Origin of the sequence: Sporosarcina sp. FSL K6-3457 (assembly GCF_038007285.1) — a bacterium.
Taxonomy (GTDB): Bacteria; Bacillota; Bacilli; order Bacillales_A; family Planococcaceae; genus Sporosarcina.
In genome coordinates, this window is the sequence record NZ_JBBOWX010000001.1 from 2,071,885 (window position 1) to 2,090,137 (window position 18,253).

15 protein-coding genes are annotated in these 18,253 nt (G+C 39.8%); 13 read left to right on the plus strand and 2 right to left on the minus strand.

Annotated features, from left to right (window positions below; genetic code table 11):
• Positions 1-66: 66 nt before the first annotated feature.
• The gene (locus tag N1I80_RS09790) at positions 67-1,425 is read right to left on the minus strand and encodes a hypothetical protein (RefSeq protein WP_340737692.1); all 1,359 of its coding nucleotides are present in this window, start codon (positions 1,423-1,425) and stop codon (positions 67-69) included.
• A 239-nt stretch (positions 1,426-1,664) separates the two neighbouring features.
• Between N1I80_RS09790 and N1I80_RS09795 the strand changes: the two genes are divergently transcribed.
• The 13 genes from N1I80_RS09795 (at position 1,665) to N1I80_RS09855 (ending at position 17,275) form a co-directional block, all read left to right on the plus strand.
• Positions 1,665-2,681 (plus strand): NAD-dependent epimerase/dehydratase family protein, encoded by a 1,017-nt coding sequence (locus N1I80_RS09795; RefSeq protein WP_340737693.1) that lies wholly within the window; start codon positions 1,665-1,667, stop codon positions 2,679-2,681.
• Positions 2,682-3,737: a dihydrodipicolinate synthase family protein gene (locus N1I80_RS09800; RefSeq protein WP_340737694.1), complete on the plus strand. Its 1,056-nt coding sequence runs from the start codon at positions 2,682-2,684 to the stop codon at positions 3,735-3,737.
• 12 nt (positions 3,738-3,749) lie between these two features.
• The gene (locus N1I80_RS09805; protein ID WP_340737695.1) at positions 3,750-4,748 is read left to right on the plus strand and encodes a zinc-dependent alcohol dehydrogenase; all 999 of its coding nucleotides are present in this window, start codon (positions 3,750-3,752) and stop codon (positions 4,746-4,748) included.
• Between the two features lie 26 nt (positions 4,749-4,774).
• Complete coding sequence (locus tag N1I80_RS09810) at positions 4,775-5,827, plus strand: Gfo/Idh/MocA family protein (protein WP_340737696.1); 1,053 nt, start codon at positions 4,775-4,777, stop codon at positions 5,825-5,827.
• Entirely contained in the window at positions 5,828-7,393 is a 1,566-nt protein-coding gene (locus tag N1I80_RS09815) for an FAD-dependent oxidoreductase (protein ID WP_340737697.1), read from the plus strand.
• 60 nt (positions 7,394-7,453) lie between these two features.
• Positions 7,454-9,175, plus strand: a complete 1,722-nt coding sequence (locus N1I80_RS09820) for an alpha-glucuronidase family glycosyl hydrolase (RefSeq protein ID WP_340737698.1) — start codon at positions 7,454-7,456, stop codon at positions 9,173-9,175.
• The gene (locus N1I80_RS09825; protein WP_340737699.1) at positions 9,165-10,757 is read left to right on the plus strand and encodes an FAD-dependent oxidoreductase; all 1,593 of its coding nucleotides are present in this window, start codon (positions 9,165-9,167) and stop codon (positions 10,755-10,757) included. The genes N1I80_RS09820 and N1I80_RS09825 overlap by 11 nt, the downstream gene beginning before the upstream one ends.
• Before the next feature lie 28 nt (positions 10,758-10,785).
• On the plus strand, positions 10,786-11,736 hold the full coding sequence (locus N1I80_RS09830; RefSeq protein ID WP_340737700.1) for a GNAT family N-acetyltransferase: 951 nt from the start codon (positions 10,786-10,788) through the stop codon (positions 11,734-11,736).
• Between the two features lie 52 nt (positions 11,737-11,788).
• Complete coding sequence (locus tag N1I80_RS09835) at positions 11,789-12,511, plus strand: hypothetical protein (RefSeq protein WP_340737701.1); 723 nt, start codon at positions 11,789-11,791, stop codon at positions 12,509-12,511.
• The gene (locus tag N1I80_RS09840) at positions 12,508-13,482 is read left to right on the plus strand and encodes a Gfo/Idh/MocA family protein (RefSeq protein WP_340737702.1); all 975 of its coding nucleotides are present in this window, start codon (positions 12,508-12,510) and stop codon (positions 13,480-13,482) included. Before N1I80_RS09835 ends, N1I80_RS09840 begins: the two co-directional genes overlap by 4 nt.
• Before the next feature lie 107 nt (positions 13,483-13,589).
• Positions 13,590-14,456 carry a sugar phosphate isomerase/epimerase family protein gene (locus tag N1I80_RS09845; protein ID WP_340737703.1) on the plus strand — a complete coding sequence of 289 codons (867 nt, stop codon included), beginning with the start codon at positions 13,590-13,592 and terminating at the stop codon, positions 14,454-14,456.
• A gap of 147 nt (positions 14,457-14,603) precedes the next feature.
• Positions 14,604-15,698, plus strand: coding sequence for a GNAT family N-acetyltransferase (locus N1I80_RS09850; protein ID WP_340737704.1), 1,095 nt, complete (start codon positions 14,604-14,606; stop codon positions 15,696-15,698).
• 176 nt (positions 15,699-15,874) lie between these two features.
• On the plus strand, positions 15,875-17,275 hold the full coding sequence (locus N1I80_RS09855) for an MATE family efflux transporter (RefSeq protein ID WP_340737705.1): 1,401 nt from the start codon (positions 15,875-15,877) through the stop codon (positions 17,273-17,275).
• A 55-nt stretch (positions 17,276-17,330) separates the two neighbouring features.
• On the opposite strand, the gene N1I80_RS09860 is transcribed toward N1I80_RS09855, so the two are convergent.
• A complete protein-coding gene (locus N1I80_RS09860) occupies positions 17,331-18,164 on the minus strand; it encodes a MurR/RpiR family transcriptional regulator (RefSeq protein WP_340737706.1) in 834 nt (277 codons plus the stop codon).
• Positions 18,165-18,253 lie beyond the last annotated feature (89 nt).

Consider the following 18,253-nt stretch of genomic DNA (forward strand, 5'->3'; position numbering starts at 1 on the left):
CTTATTTATCTTTGAGATATTAAAAAACACTGGTAAGAAGTACTTTTCTTACCAGTGGCATGGTATTTATGATTTTAGCTCGTCCTCGATAAAGCTAAGGCGATAAATGCGACGAGGCCGTCCTTTATGCGTGACTTTTTCTTCACCCACAATATCAACCAATTCAGCATCCATCCATTTTAATAAAATTCGGTTGGCGCTCCTGATAGTCACGTTCAGTGTGGAGGCTAGTTCTTGGGCAGTATATTCAATTTTTTTATGCCTTGAAACACGTGCCATTAATTTTGTCATATAGGAAGCGGACATCCCCGCTTTTTCGGCTTTGTCTAATAAATGTGGGTCGGTAATCGCCAAATTGTATCGTTCATATTGTTTATGTGTCGTTATATCGACCGGACCTAACACACTTCGATCTTCCCGAACAATATAGCAAACATTGCCGCCTAATTCTTTTGATTGGCGGAGGGCTAGTCGTGCATGATAGCCGGCTTCGGCAGCGGTGCGTCCAAAGCCAACACCAAGGCTAATTGTAATTCCGAGTTCATTTTTCACATCCTGAAGTAAGGGGATGAATTTATAGCCTCTTGTTTCCCGTTCAAAAATACCGCGGGTTGTAATGAATGAATATTCTTCGCCACCTAGATTGATAAGATGTCCATCCAGCAGTTTAATGTAATCGAGCAACATTTGTTGAATATTTAATTTTAATAATTGAACGTCATGCTCGGAAGAATATTTAACAGTTACGCCTTTGAAATTATCGATATTGATTAAACCGAAGACAATTTGCGATTCTTTGTTTCTTCGCGTATTTGTGGCCAATAGGGCTCGTTCTAACGAGACAATCATGTCTTGCTGTGTAGGAGTGACCCATTCATAGGGGATATGGAGAGCTGATAATTGGGTAGCAACTTCCTGAATTCCGGTGAGAGCAATTGCGTTATGTTGTTGATAATTATGTACATGGAATTGTACGATTTCTTCAATGACCGTATTTTGTGACAAATTTTTAGAGACAAGGAGTTCATAATGATCTTCTTCAAGTTCAGATAAAATTTGTTCAACATACTTTTTTTCAACAGTATCAATCGATAAGCATTTTAGGCTGTATCTACTTTTAATAACAAATAATGATCTGTAAAGTCCAGTGCCCATTAGTGGCATATGGTGTACAGGGATTGTGAAATCTAGGACTTGTTTAACGCTATTGTACGAATGATATTCCGTGAACATTAATACTTCGACATCATTCATAAGTTCCTTTGTTATTTCAGGAATTAGACTACTAGATTCGATAATCTGAAAAACAGGTTTAAAGTTTGGAAAAGACTTCAATGTTTCCCGTGTTTGATCGACAAGCTCTTTTGGTCCGATAATTCCGATATTAATATCGGAATCATCTTGTAAATGGTTTTTTCCGGACATAAATAGTTTCCTCCTTGTCAGTATTGTCTTTTAATCTGCTATTTTGCTTATCATACTTTCTTCTAGTAATTCTGTCAAAAAATGAGGAATGATAACGTCGAAGCAAGATAAGAGAAATGCTTGATTAAAAGACGTAAATAAGACTTGTCTTTTAATAAACGTCTACATACAATGTGAATGAATCATAGTTTAGATATATCAGATAATCGTTCTATATTAAAACAACGAGGAGTGATGAAATGAATGTGCTTACAGAACTTGAGGACTTTATGACGAAACCATCTTCAGAGTTGATCAATGATCTTGCATTGCTAGAGGGTGATATTTTAATTTTAGGTGTTGGTGGAAAAATGGGGCCGACATTAGCAAAAATGACAAAGAGAGCAATTGTTCAAGCAGGTTTAGACAAAAAGGTCATTGGAGTTTCTCGTTTTTCATCGGGTAGTTTACAACAAGAATTAGAAAGTTTCGGCATTGAAACTATTGCTGTTGATTTATTAAATGATGCACAGCTCCAATCATTGCCAAAAGTGAAAAATGTGATTTTTATGGCTGGTAATAAATTTGGAACCGCTGGTAACGAGCATTTTACATGGGCGATGAATGCCTATTTACCTGGCAGAATTGCAGATAAGTTTAAAAACTCTCGGATTGTTGCATTTTCATCGGGGAATGTGTATCCACTAACGGATGTAGTAAATGGCAATTGCTCGGAAGAAACAGAACCGAGTCCGATTGGAGAGTATGCGCAATCTTGTTTGGGAAGAGAGAGAGTCCTGACAAACTTTTCACGTAATAATGATACGCCTATGCTCCTATTCAGACTGAATTATGCGATTGACATGAGATATGGCGTATTATTAGAAATCGCTCGGCATGTGTTAGAAGAGAAGGCCATTGATTTAACAATGGGAAGTGTCAACGTAATTTGGCAAGGGGATGCGAATGAATATGCTGTGCGATCATTACTACATTGTGATACACCGCCCCGAATCCTAAATGTCACTGGCCCCGAAACGATTTCAGTCCGCTGGTTAGCAGAGGAATTTGGGGTTCGATTTGATAAGAAACCTCATTTTATCAATGAAGAACAGCCAACAGCATTATTAAACAATGCTTCCAAAGCACATCAATTGTTCGGTTATCCAAGAGTAACCCTTCAACAAATGATTGATATGACGGCAGAGTGGCTAGCCAATGATGGTGAAACGTATAATAAACCGACTCATTTTCAAGAGCGCAAAGGAGCATTTTAAATGTTGAATCCTACTGTGAAAAAACAATTACACGAAGGAGCGGTCATTCCAGCGCATCCACTTGCGTTGACAGAAAATCGTCAATTGGATGAGGTCGGTCAGCGTGCACTTACTCGTTATTATATAGATGCAGGGGCATGTGGAATTGCGGTTGGCGTTCATACGACTCAATTTGAAATTCGTGATCCGCAGTTTAATTTATTTGAAAAAGTCTTAATCCTTGCGATGGAAGAGATGGAAAGGGCACAAGTTGCTGATTCGTTTATCAAAATTGGTGGTATTAGTGGGCCGATTGAACAAGCAATTGAAGAGGCTAAATTTATCAAATCGATTGGTTACAACCTCGGATTGTTGAGTATGGGCGGTTTGCAAAATGCTTCCGAGCAAGAGTTGTTGACCCGAACTAAGAAAATTGCGGAGATTATGCCTGTTATCGGATTTTATTTACAACCGGCAGTAGGCGGGCGCATGTTATCCTATGACTTTTGGCGGCAGTTGGCGGATATCCCGAATATACATGGCATAAAAATTGCACCTTTTAATCGTTATCAAACCCTCGATGTCATACGGGCGGTGTGCCATTCATCAAGAAATGAAGAGATTGCGATTTATACAGGTAATGATGACAATATTGTAAGTGATTTACTAACGACCTATCGCATTGCTGTCAACGGCGAAAAGGTGGAAAAACAAATTGTTGGTGGACTACTAGGGCATTGGTCAGTATGGACGAAGACGACAGTGGATCTTTTTCAACAAATAAAAGACGTCCGCTCCACAGGTTTGATTCCCAGTGAATTATTAACATTGGGGCAAGAAATAACCGATGCGAATGCAGCTTTTTTTGATCCGAATAACCAATTTAAAGGTAGTATCGCAGGGATTAATGAAGTATTGGCAAGACAAGGGCTGCTAAAAGGACGTTGGTGTTTGCTAGATAAGGAAACATTAAGTCCGAATCAACTGGAAGAGATCAATCGTGTGTATTCGGATTATCCGCATTTGCATGATGATGCATTTGTCAAAGAAAACTTAGCCAAATGGTTTAGTGAGTGAGGAGCGGATGATATGAAATCCATTGTTGCAACAGGTCAAAAAGTTCATATTGCGGAAGGGATAAAGCCAACAATTAAGCCTTCCTATCTAGTAATAAAGACGTTACATTCGGCTATTTCACCCGGGACTGAACTAAGTTTGATTGGAGCGAGTGACAATCGAGAAATCACTTTAGGCTATAGTGCAGTGGGGATTGTGATGGAGTGTGGGGAAGGTGTAGAAGATTATCAAGTCGGCGATACTGTGGCTTGTTACGGAGCACCTTATGTCGGGCATTGTGAATTTTTAGTAGTACCTATTACATTATGTGCAAAGGTTCCTGCTGGTGTAGAACCGAAGGAAGCTGCCTTAGCAGGAATTGGCGCAATTGCGATTCACGCACTACGGATTGCTAAGCTAGAGTTTGGGGAAACAGTTGTCGTTGTTGGCTTGGGATTGCTTGGACAAATGATTGCAAAAATAGCCGAAGCCGCTGCATATGACGTTGTGGCCTTTGATGTTCAAGCAGAGCGGGTAGCGATGCTTCGAGATAAAGGGACTATTCGTTCCTTTTCTACTCTTGCGGAGATGGAAAGTGAAATAGCGAAATGCACGAACAATCATGGGGCAGATGCAGTTCTGTTATGCGCAGGTGGCAAGCGTTCAGCATTGACTCATCAAAGCTTAGAGTGGATTCGTTCTCAAGGTAAGGTAGTGATTGTCGGTGATATTGAACCTGATTTCCCTCGAGAGTTACTGTTTGGAAAGGAAGCTCAAATTTTGATTTCACGTGCGGGTGGTCCGGGGCGATATGACCAAGTGTATGAGAAACAAGCAATCGATTACCCATACGGCTATGTGCGTTGGACAGAAGGGCGTAATGTAGCAGAATATTTACGGTTAGTTCATGATAAGCGCATTGATGTTCAAGCTTTTTTAACCGATGAAGTTGGTTTTCATGATGCGCCAGCTGCATATGATGAGTTGATTCAAAAAAAGTCAACTGCATTAACGAAGATTATTACTTATTGACGATCTACTAGATAGGAGTGCTGGAGATGTTAAAAGTGGGTGTTATTGGAGGAGGCTCTATTTCAGAGTTTCATATTAAACCGTATGTAGCAAGCGATAGAGTAGAGCTCATTGCGTTATGCGATAGTAATGAGCAGCGTCTTACTGAAGTAGGTAAGCGCTATGGTATCACGAAATTGTATAGCAACTACGCGGAACTGTTGAAGAATGAGGAAATTGATGCGGTGAGCATTTGTACGTGGAACAATACGCATGCAGAGATTGCCATTGCAGCATTAGAAGCAGGAAAGCATGTGTTGGTTGAGAAACCGTTAAGTATGACAGTCGAACAAGCATTAGCTGTCGAAGTAGCAGTTAAGAAATCAGGAAAGATATTGCAAGTTGGTTTTGTCAGGCGGCATGGAGATAATACAAAACTGCTCAAGCGATTTATAGATCAGGATGAATTTGGTGAAATTTACTATGCTAAAGCTTCCTGCTTACGACGACTCGGTAATCCGGGAGGCTGGTTTAGTGATCAAGAGAAATCGGGTGGAGGACCACTTATTGATTTGGGTGTGCATATGATTGATATCTGCTGGTATTTGATGGGTAAACCACGACCTGTTTCCGTTAGCGGAAATACGTATTCAAGACTAGGCAATCGCAGTCATATTGAAAATTTAACTTTCTACAAAGCAGCTGATTATAATCCAACAATCAATAATGTAGAGGATTTGGCGAATGCGCTTATTCGTTTTGATAATGGAGCATCTTTATATGTTGACGTTAGCTTTACACTTCATGCTAAAAAAGATGAATTATTTGTTAAATTGTTTGGTGAAAAAGGTGGCGCTGAAATTGAGCCAGAATTAGCAATGGTGACGGAGAAAAACAATACGATTTTAAACATTACCCCACAAATTGATAGTCTTAGTTTTGACTTTGAAGGAGCCTTTCAAAATGAAATCAACCATTTCGTTGACTGTTGTCTAGAAGGGAAAGAGCCGATTGCACCTGTCGCAGATGGTGTGCAAGTGATGAAAATGTTGAATGCGGTTTATGAATCTGCCAAAACAGGAAAAGAAGTTTATTTATAAATGGAGATGCTGAAGAAGGATGTTGTTATTATCGGCGGTGGACTCGGTGGTTGTGCAGCTGCATTGTCAGCCTGTGACAGTGGTTTACATGTATTGTTAACGGAAGAAACCGACTGGATTGGTGGTCAAGTGACTGCGCAAGGTGTGCCACCTGATGAGCATCAGTGGATTGAACAATTTGGGTCAACGCGGAGGTATCGGACGTATCGTCAAAAAGTACGCGAAACTTATTTACGAATAATGGATGTGAAAACGAATATAACACCGTTTAATCCTGGGACTGGATTGGTCAGTAGCATTTGCCATGATCCGCGAGTGAGTTTACATGTTCTACAGGAAATGCTTATGCCATATGTCATAACAGGTCAACTGATGATTAAGTTAAACGCGGTGGCTACTTCAGTGAAAAAGGTTGGGAGAACAGTCACTGGCGTTACGTACAAAAATACAAGAACAGGACAAGAAGAAGCGGTTCATGCGCCTTACTTCATTGATGCAACAGAAACAGGGGATCTATTGCCATTAGCCGATATCGATTATGTCAAGGGTGCAGAAGCAAAAGCGGATACGAACGAACCGCATGCACGGGAAATCTCGGACTCGAATGATATTCAAGCATTTACATATGTACTCGGGATGGAATATCGACCAGGAGAAAATCATACGATTCCGGAGCCAGAAATGTACGCTTTTTGGAAAGAGTTTCATCCATCTATTTGGCCAGATAACTATTTAAGTTTTTTTGCGCCACATCCCATTACAAAAGAGAAAAGGCAATATACGCTTTTCCGTGAAGCAACAGGCTTTCCTCTTTGGGAATACCGACGTATCTTTGATAGGCAACAATTTAATACAGCGGTGAATGCCGGCGATGTCAGCTTAATGAATTGGCCGCAAAATGATTATTTTTTAGGAAATATTTATGATGTACCCGAGGCTGACAAGGTGAAAAATATTTTTCAAGCAAAGCAGCTAAGCTTATCACTTCTTTATTGGTTGCAAACGGAAGCGCCTAGGCCGGATGGTGGCAAAGGGTATCCAGGGTTACAACTTCGCAAGGATTTATTTGCAACGGAAGACGGGGTGGCAAAAGCACCTTATATTCGAGAATCCAGGCGAATAAAAGCGGAGTATACAATCGTAGAGCAAGATGTTTCTCCTGATTTTAATAAAGGGAAAACAGGGAAGTTTTATATTGATCGGATTGGGATAGGTTCATATAGTATTGATCTGCATCCAAGTATGACGGGAAGAACCTATCTGGATATACCAGCTTTACCCTTCCATATCCCATTAGGTGCGCTAATCCCAAAAGACACCGCCAATCTACTGGCAGGCAGTAAAAATATTGGAACAACACATATCACAAATGGCTGCTATCGCCTTCAGCCAACCGAGTGGAATATAGGTGAAGCATGCGGGTCACTAGTTGCATTTTGTCTGAAAAATGAGACGGAACCGAAAGTAGTTAGGGGAAATAGGCAATTGCTAACAACATTTCAAGATTCTCTGAGAAGAGATGGATTTGAATTAGAGTGGCCAGAAGGGTTTTATGAGGTTGAGTAAGTAAAGAAGATAAGGGCGCTAGTTTTCATCAAATGGAAGCGGGGTGTCCTTTTATCGTTTATGGTAAGAAAGGTGGAGATCATCATAACTAACATTATTTATTGGGATAATCACGAAACTACTTTGTTCGCTGTTGAAGAGTTAAGAAGGTTAATGCGAGAAGCTGGGTATGAAAGTACGATTGGCAATCGAGCAGTATTCATTGAATCCGATGAATATCATAATAGAATCATTCTGATTACAGCAAACGATTATCGTGCATTGGGGAATAAAGCCAACTTAATTACGATAAAAGATGATGGATTTGCATTCGTTAGAGTAGACAATGATGTGTGGATTATCGGCAATGAGCCTCGTTCGATTCTTTATGGTGTCTATGGGTATTGTAGAAATCAGTTTGGCTATCGCTGGATTGAGTTGGACAAAGAGAGCATTGTGAAACCGATGTCCGCGGTGAAAGCAGGGCTAACGATTCGAGAGCCATTATTTGCGAGGCGTGGCAATATACTTGAAACGATTAATGATCCGGAGTATATCGACTCCCTTATTGATTGGGGAGTTAAAAATGGACACAATGAATATTTCTTTACGTTTTTCTTATGGGATGACATCAAATCATATGTGACTCCAGCCTTGCAAAAACGAGGTGTTCATGTCACTTTAGGTGGGCATAGTCTAAGTTACTTGCTTAAAGAGATACAAAAAGACGCAGATGTTAACATGCTAGGGCAAGATGAAAAACTAAAATTCTTTGCTGAGAATACACATCTTCAGGATAAAGTAATTGATAAGATTGTTGCGATTTGCTTGGAGAACAAAGTAGTTACCAGAATCTCATTATGGCCTGAAGATATTGGAATTGATGAGAAAAATGCGCGTGGATTTTTACCGACCTATATTCGATTTACTGAAAAATTGAAGGTAGCGCTTAATGGAGCAAGGTTAAAAGTAGAAGTAGAATATATTGTTTACAATGCCGGTTTGTCCTGGAACATGCTAGAAAGGGAACATCAAAAGGAAGCGTCTGATCGAGTCGATGCTTTGTATGCCTATTGGGGAAGGGATTACTCATCGGGGATTGATGCAGATGAACCACGGCAAGTGAGGGCTTATCGAGCATTGCGGGACTGGAATGAAGAGACTCGAAAACAAGCGAGATCGTTAACGGTTTTGGAGTATTATAGTGATCACTTCATGTTATCCGAGTTATTCCCCCCGCTTCTCACAAGAATTCAGCAGGATTTACTGGAGTATAAGCAATTAAGCATTAATGGCGTATTAAATTTAATTGTGCCAACGCATCAAAAACAACTTGAGCGAATGACTAACTACCCGTGGAAATGGATCCACCATTTGAATAATTACGTTTACACTCGAGTTGCCTGGGGGGAAAAGTATGAGGTTGTTGTCGAAGAATATTTCGCAATTTTCAATGAAGATAAAGTTAAACTCCATAACATGTTGGTAGAACTAGAGAAACTGATTTCCCAACATACAAAATGGAACGTGCCACTATTTCCAGCTAGGGTAGTGGATCCGGAAAAAGTATATGAGCCGGCGAAACATGTGATGATTCCAGCGTATTTAGGTGAAGTAGCTGATTGGCTATCTGCATGGAATTTGCCGGAGATTGAATCCTTGTTAGCGATTCAAACGAGAGATAATTATCATGCGTTTACGACGAAAGAAATGATGTTGATTTATTTTTATTATCTTAAAAAGACTGCTGAAACATATAAAGATGAATGGACTTTAATAGGAGGTTTAAATGATGGACTTTAGTCAATTACATTATTATGTACCAGCAGAAAAAATAGATAATGTTGCAATCGTTGAGAAAAACCTCATTATTTACGGGGGAACACCAGCTGGGATTACGGCGGCTATTCAAGCGACAAGAATGGGTCTTACTGTTGCAATCGTTGAGTTCAGTCAACATATTGGTGGGATGACTGCGAGTGGATTAGGTGCGACTGATCTTGGTGCGGAAGATGCAGTTGGAGGTATTTCTAGAGAGTTTTATCAAGAAATCGCGAAGTACTACAAAAAAGAAAAGCAATGGACATTTGAACCAAAGGCAGCTCGCCATGTGTTTGAGAAATGGATGAAAGACTATGATATTCCCGTATATTTTAACCAACATTTAGCAGAGGTTGTCAAAGAAAATGGAGAAATCATCGAAATTAGCATGGAAGATGGGCGCCACTATAAAGGTGATTTTTTCCTTGACTGTAGTTATGAAGGTGATTTATTGGCGAAATCAGGTGTTAGCTATTTTGTTGGGCGGGAGTCAAATGTAACGTATCAAGAGATTTATAATGGTATCCAGTTTGGTGCGCCGCATCATAAATTTGAAAAGTGGATTGACCCTTATGTGGTGGAGGGGAAGCCGGACAGTGGCCTATTACCGGGAATTACGGAGGATGATCCAGGGCAACTGGGCTACCAGGGACAAGGGGATCATCGGATTCAAGCCTATAATTTCCGGATTTGCTTGACGAAGAATTCAGAGAATCGTGTTTCATTTCCACAGCCGCCCCATTATGATGCAGAACGGTATCAGCTTCTACTTCGTTATATTCAGGCGGGCGTTTGGGATGCCATGAAGCTCCATACGATGCTGCCAAATGGAAAATCTGATTTGAATAATTATGGTGCGTTTTCGACGGACAATATTGGGATGAATTATGACTGGCCGGAAGGTAGTTATGCTAGACGTGAGGAAATTTTTCAGGATCATCTAACGTATGATCTTGGGATGTTGTACTTTTTAGCGAATGATTCCCGGGTTCCTGTTGCTATCCGTGAGGAAGTAGCTGCTTGGGGATTGCCGAAAGACGAATTTGAAACAACAGGGCATTGGCCGCATCAGTTGTATATTCGTGAAGGCAGAAGAATGATTTCCGATTATGTCATGACGGATCGTAATTGCCTGCAACAGACCTTTGTGGATGATTCAATTGGTTTAGCGTCATTCCATATGGATTCACATAACTGCCGACGCGTCGTCATCGATGGCAGATGTGTGAATGAGGGGGACGTTCAAGTGCCAATTAGTCCTTATGAAATTTCATATCGTTCCATTCGTCCAAAGTCCGAGGAATGCATCAATTTACTTGTTCCCGTATGTCTATCCAGCTCACATATTGCTTATGGCTCGATTCGAATGGAGCCGATATTTATGATACTAGGTCAGTCAGCAGCCACAGCAGCAGCTCTTGCCTATAAACATAAAACAACTGTCCAAGATGTAGATTATGGAGAGTTAAAACAGGAGCTTTTACAAGCAAATCAAGTTGTCGAATGGGATAGCGATAAGATAGATGATCCAATCAAACGGATGGAAGGAACGTTCGGAAAATAGTAATTACTATAGGAGCGGAGGGGTTAAGATGAAAATGATTGCTTGGAATCGTGATAGGCTATCAGAATTAGTGGATTTATGGAATAAGGAATTGGCTACTGATTTCCCAATGCGTGAAGAATTGTTTAAGCAAAATAGTTTTGATGATGTGAACGTTTCCTATGATAGCTCCTATATGGCAGTAGATGATCAAGGACGGGTGATTGGGTTCGTAGTAGCAAAGCGTTGGCAAGAAACAATCGATGTTAATATGGATACTAAAAGAGGATGGATTCAAGTGTTGTTAGTAGATAGTGACCACCGTGGAAAAGGGATTGGCACGGCACTATACGAGCTTGCGGAAGCAGGTTTAAAAGTTCAGAGCATTGAGGAAATCCAATTGGCAGGAGATCCTTTTCACTATTTCTCAGGCATACCTGATCAATATCAAACAGTACAGCAATGGGCAGAAAAGCATGGCTATGTTAAAAGAGTCGACACATATGATTTAATGAACCATTTAGACAAAAAGTATAACTTACCTGTTGATGATTCAGTTACATTTTCAATCTTAAAAAAAGAGGAACAAGCAGAGCTGATTTCATTTTTGGAAAGATGTTTCCCAGGAAGATGGGTCTATGAAACGATGAAGTACTTTGAGATGAATGGGAATGGACGAGAATTTGTTGTCATCAAAAAGAATAATCAAATCATAGGATTTTGTAGAATAAATGATAGTCAATCACCATTCATTGCACAAAACGTCTATTGGAGCCCTCTTTTTAACGAGGAAGTAGGTGGGATTGGTCCATTAGGAATTGACGTGAATGAACAAAAGCAAGGATATGGATTAGCAATTGTTCAAGCGGCAATGGCTTATTTACAACAGCGCAATATTGAAACGATCATTATTGATTGGACGATCTTAGTGGACTTTTATAAAAAACTAGACTTTGACACGTGGAAAAAGTATGGAGTATATCTAAAAAGTGTGAAGTGAAGATTTATACACTCGGCGTTCTTTAGTGCAACGTATAGGGGGGATAGTAAAAATGGCAGTTGTTATATTAGCAGAATTAGAAAAGCTTGATTTTCGATTGGCTGTAAAAAATGTTAGCGTGTTGGAATCGGTTGAACAATTAACGGGAGCTGACAATGGTGAAACAACCTTTGTTTTAGCAGCCACAGCTGAAAACTTGCATGCACTAAAAAATGAGCCGCATCATGTCTTTGTACCGTCAATGATGGTAACGGGTGAAGGGGAACATTCAAATGCAAATATTTATTTTGAGTTGGAAAACTATTCTTTTTATCAACAAGCAAAAGAAATCATTCGTCAGGAAGAAAATGCCAAAGGCGTTTTCCGCTTTAGGCGTACTGTGACATCAGCAGAAGATAAGTTACTATTTGTAGAAGATTTGTATGTATTAGCTGGGCTATTAGGTGAGCCGGAAGATGTGTACGTAAAAATGACAGATCAATCGGTAACACCAGCCTATATCATACTGATGATGAATTTTGGCGGTGGCAAGATGGCGCATATTGAATATACGGTTCAACAGCAGGAGCGAATTGAACTTGAGTGGAGTGGTATCAAAACGATCGTTGAATTTGACAGTGATGAAATCAAGCCAGCCCAACCGGGAGGTAAAACGACATTGCCGTTAGCCTTCACGGTGGACTCCATTTTAGCTACAGGGCATCAAGTAAACCAGAATATACTCGGGCGATTGACTCATTTTGAAAAGCTTATTAGTGGAGGTACAGGTAAATGAAAATAGGCATGATGAGTTTTGCGCATATGCATGCATTTAGTTATGCAGATGGTTTGAAAAAGATACCAAACGTTGAGTTAGTCGGTATCTTTGATGATGACGCGGAAAGAGGACAGCAAGTAGCGGAGAAATTTAACACAACACATTATAGCAATCAAGCGGAATTTTTAGCACAAGAGATGGATGCCGTCATTATTTGTAGTGAGAATAATCGGCATAAAGAAATGGTGTTGAATGCGGCAAGGGCAAAAAAACATATCTTATGTGAGAAGCCGATTGCAACGAATCTCGAAGATGCAAAAGAAATGATTCAAGTTTGTGAGGACAGCCATGTACTTTTACAAATTGCTTATCCGGTAAGATTCAGCTCACCGATTCAAGAATTGAAGAAACTGATTGATAAAGGTGAGCTTGGTGATATTGTTGCATTTCGTTCAACAAATCGGGGGCAGAACCCAAGTGGTTGGTTTATTGATGAAAATCAGTCAGGTGGTGGGGCTGTACTTGATCATACTGTCCATATGCTCGATATTATGCGTTGGTATTTAGGCGAGGAAGTGACAGAAGTAAGCGCGTTTGTTGACTCTTATTTTCATGATATTGACATTGATGATGCAGGAATTCTTACTTTTGAATTTGAGAATGGTGTCATTGCTTCGCATGATGCTAGTTGGTCACGTTTCACTGAGTACCCGACATGGGGGGACGCAACAATTGAGGTAGTTGGAACGAAGCAAACGGTGAAAGTGGATGCATTTAAAGAGCATTTTAGACGGTTTTCTAGTGGGAGTAAGTCATTAGAACATGTCTTTTTTGGTAATGATATGGACTTTGGTTTAGTTCTTGATTTCGTTAATTGTGTAAAAAAAGGTGAACAACCATCCATCACAGGCTACGATGGACTAAAATCACTAGAAGTCTCATTGGCGGCATATAAATCAAGTGAATTGAAGAAGGTAATCCAGTTATAAGCCATAAGAGATAGCACCTACTTTTGGTTCAAGTAGGTGCTTTATTTAGGTCGTTAGTTTTTAGTATAGAGAAGGAAGGTAAACGCAAATAACGAGGAGGAACTTTTATGAAAATTGGTTTGAGCTCATATAGTCTATTTGGTGCGTTAAAAAACAAAGAAATGACGATTGTTGAGGCTGTTCAGTGGGTGGCAGATCAAGGCGGAGAACATATTGAATTAGTCCCTAATCTTGGATTCAGTTTCGAAGAAAATCCAGATTTAATAGATGCTGTTCACAAGAAAGCTAGTGAAGTAGGAATCGATATTTCGAATTATGCGATTGGTGCCAATTTCATTACTGACAGTGAAGAGGCCTTTCAAGCGGAAATTGAACGCGTTAAGAAAGAAGTCGATATTGCAAATAGCCTAGGCGTAAAATTCATGCGTCATGATGTTGCTTCACGTCCTATTCCAGAAACGACGATTCAGCAATTCGAAGCCGATGTAGCGAAGTTGGCAGTAGCATGTGGAGAAATCGCAGATTATGCAAGTAATTATGGAATCACAATGAGTGTTGAAAACCACGGTTACTATATCCAAGCAAGCGACCGTGTCCAATCATTGATTAATCATGTAAATCGTCCAAACTTTAAAACCACGTTGGATATAGGTAATTTCTTATGTGTAGATGAAGATCCAGTTTCAGCTGTTAAAAATAATATTGCTTATGCTTCAGTTGTCCATTTTAAAGATTTTCTCTATAGACCCGCACATCTGAATCCGGGAGCGGGTTGGTTTCAGACGACAGCTGGAAATTATCTAAGAGGTACAATTGTTGGTCATGGAGACATTAACATGAAAGAGGTTGTTAAAGTAATTAAGGACGCTGGTTATGATGGTTATATATCAGTGGAATTCGAAGGGCTGGAAGAATGTCAACAAGCATCAAAAATGGGCATGGATAATGTTCGGCGGCTATGGGGCGAAGTCTGAAAGTTTTTCGTTTCCATATTAATAAAAGAATCAATCATTATAAGTGACTTTTAATTCGCTCTAGACGGACTAATTTGATTGTGATAGATTTGCATTAGAAACTTTTGTTAAATATGCTAGAGAAGCACAAAGGGGAGACAAAAAGTAATGGAAATCCGACGACTCAAGGCTGATGAATTTGAACAAGCAATCCAATTAGCAGATCAGACGTTTCGTGATCAAGAACATACTTCGATGGGGCAGGCATTTCCACATGTTTTTTCAACAGAGCTAGGGCAATCATTTGGTGCTTTTGATGGAGAAACCCTTGTCAGCTTTATGGGGCTAGTACCTGCTACGCTACAGATAGGTAGTGCCACGCTAACCGTTTTTTCGATAGGGTCAGTTTGTACGCATGAAAATTATCGACAACAAGGGATATCTACGAAAATTTTGCAAGAAATTTATCGTTATACTGATCAGGCAGCGGCTTCCTTATTATTTGTATCAGGAGATCGTGGCATGTATATGAGGAATGACTGTTATCATTTTGGTAAAGTCAGCAACTACACAATTAGTCAAACGAAATGTGACTATGGTGGAGATATTAGTCAAGCTCAATCGGAGGATATTTTCCAAATAGATTCTATCAGACGCGCAACGAAAGTCCGGTTTAACAGCAGTATTTGGGAATGGCGGGTTCTTTTGGAGGCGGGTGCTTTCCCGAGTATATTTAAGATGAAGCAAGCGTTATATGTGGCCAGTCGGGATGGTGTGATAGAAGGCTATGCAGTGATGGGCCTGCCTATTGCTAGTAGTACCCAGCAACAGGCGATTGTAACGGAGTGGGGCGGCGACACAAAAGTCGTCTATGAAATATTCCAGAATATATTGGCACAGGGCTTGATGAAAGAAATTGGGCTGACGATTCCATGGCATGAAAAGTTCTGTGAAGAACTCAACCAGCACCCCTATGAGGATCAAAGGAATTCTGGAACGATTCATATTGTCAATGCCACAAGATTGTTGGAGCAATTGCTGCCTTATATATATGAGAAAAATATTCAAGTTGCACAAAGTCTTACAATTGAAACGTTGGAAGACAATCATGTAATCCTTCATTACAGTGGGACGAAAATAACACTGACGCCAGAAGATTTAGTAACATTGCTGTTTGTTCCACAGGAGAACGACTTACTGGGTGAGCTACAAACAGTTTTTCCAATTCCGTTGCCGTATACAGAAGGAATGTATTATGTTTAGGTAGGAGCGGCTACTCGGAAGTAAAGAATCAGCATGCTACTTCATTATTGAAGTGATGCTGATTTTTTTGATAAGGAAAATGAAAGTATTTTATAAATATTTGATATAGTTCCTGTTAAAAATCTGTGATAAGATATGTAGAGTTTGGAAATTGGAATAGAAAAGAAGGCGTTTTAATGGCAACAACTACAACCATGAAAGGTCCTATCAAGCAGTTGAATTTATTTCATTTGACGTGGCCGATTTTTTTAGAAGTTTTTCTTTTTATGTTAATGGGAATCGCAGATACATTTATGCTAAGTGCCGTGTCTGACGACGCTGTTTCAGGCGTTGGCGCGGCGAATCAGTATGTGCATGTGGCCATTCTTATCCTTGAGGTTGTCGGGAACGGCGCGGCAATTGTTGTCGCACAATACCTAGGGTCGAAAAGATACCTTGAAGCCTCTAAAATTTCAGCATTAGCCGTTACGTTAAACTTAACTTTCGGACTAATTATGAGCGTTATTTTCGTCGTATTTTCAAGGCATATGATGATAGCGATGAATTTGCAGGGGGATGTGCTAGAGCACGCTTCTAAGTATTTAATCATTGTAGGTGGAGGGATTTTCTTACAAGCGATTATTAATTCATTGTCAGCAATTATTCGCGTACATGGTTTTACGAAACAAACGATGTATGTATCAGTTGGTATGAATATTTTTCACGTAGTGGGGAACTATGCGTTGATTTTCGGGAAATTTGGTTTTCCTGAATTAGGTGTACAGGGTGCGGCTATTTCTTCTGTTGCAAGTCGATTCCTAGCATTGCTCGTCTTCTTCTGGTTACTGTATCGAGTGATGGAGTATCGTATAGAGTGGCGCTATTATATTACATTATCTAAAGAATATATTTGGAAAATACTGCAAATAGGTATTCCGTCAGCCTTTGAGCAAGTCATGTATCAGGGCTGTCAAATCGTTTTCTTGTATTATGTGACATATTTAGGAACGGAATCATTAGCGGCTAGGCAGTACGCGGTGAATATATCCATGTTCACCTATTTATTTGCCATAGCGATTGGCATGGGGACAGCCATTATCGTTGGACGATTCGTCGGGGGCAACGAACAGGACCAAGCATATACAAGTGTTTGGACAAGTATCAAATGGGCTCTACTATTCACAGTAACCATGGTAACGCTCGTGATTATATTCCGCTATCGACTCATGGGATTATTTACGGATAATGAGGATATTATTAAAATAGGGGCATCCGTTTTATTGTTAAGTATTTTACTGGAAACAGGACGGACGATTAATATTATCATCATTAATTCCTTACGTGCAGCGGGTGACGCAAAATATCCGGTAATTATTGGTTCTTTTTCAATGGTTGCGATGAGTTTACCACTCGGTTATTTATTAGTTTTCCAATTAGATATGGGACTCGTTGGTGTATGGTTAGCCATTGCGGCTGATGAATGGACACGTGCTATTATCATGTACTTCCGATGGAAAAGTAGAAGATGGGAAAGATATGCGCTAGTGTCACCGAAAAAAAAGAGAGACCGAAGTTCTGAGGGTATTAGTAACAGTTGAATACCATATAAAATGCACCACTTGGGGAGTTAAATCATCTAAGCGGTGCATTTTTTTATCGAGGTAGAAGATCTTTATAGTTTTTTCTCAGTTCATTTAACTTTTCCAATTGGAGGATAGATTGCTCTTTCATATCCATACCGACTCCAATAATTAAGTTCTCAAGTAGGAATGTGGGTGCAACCATCGAATGGAATTCCCAGAGCTCGCCTCTGCTTGTATACAAAACAATATCAGCAGTGGTATTGAAGTCTGAGACCAGTTGATCGGTAATGACAATCGATTTACAGCCAATGTCATTTGCATGGCTCAAAATTACCTTCGTTTCAGGATGTAATTGAACAAAACCAAATAGTAATACTGTATCTTTTTCTGTGAAGTGGACCAATGTTTCAAATAGTTCATGCCCACTTTTAGGTAAGATCTGAATTGTCAGCCCAAATCGCGATAGTCTGAATTGTAGTAAATGAGCAAGCCCTTCTGAAGGTCCAGGACTGTAAATGAAAATTCTCTCGGAAGTAGTCAATGCGTGAATGGCTTGTTGAAAAGTTTCGGCTGAAAAATGAAGCAGTGTTTCTTGTAAATGGAATGAGCTTAACGCCAACATTTCGGTTTGAATCCCATTTGATTCAACATGATTCATAATTTGTTCAAGCTTATTTGCGGGTGATATTTCTCGATGTTTTTTCAAGTCATTTTTAAAAGCCTTGAAGTTTTCAAAGCCGATGGATTTCCAAAAACGCGAGACGGTCGCGTTGCTTAAATGGAGCTGATGGGCAATCTCCGTCTCTGTCATATAAAGTATGCTGTCCATATTTTTTTGAACAAAATCTGCAATGACTTTCTGATGGGGAGTCAATTCCTCGATATTCCAATCAATTTGATACATCGCTACCACTCCTAAAACCTATTTTATTTCCCATTGTGATGTAGTTTATCATATTCGCACTCGAATGAAAAATATTTTTCTTTAAATAA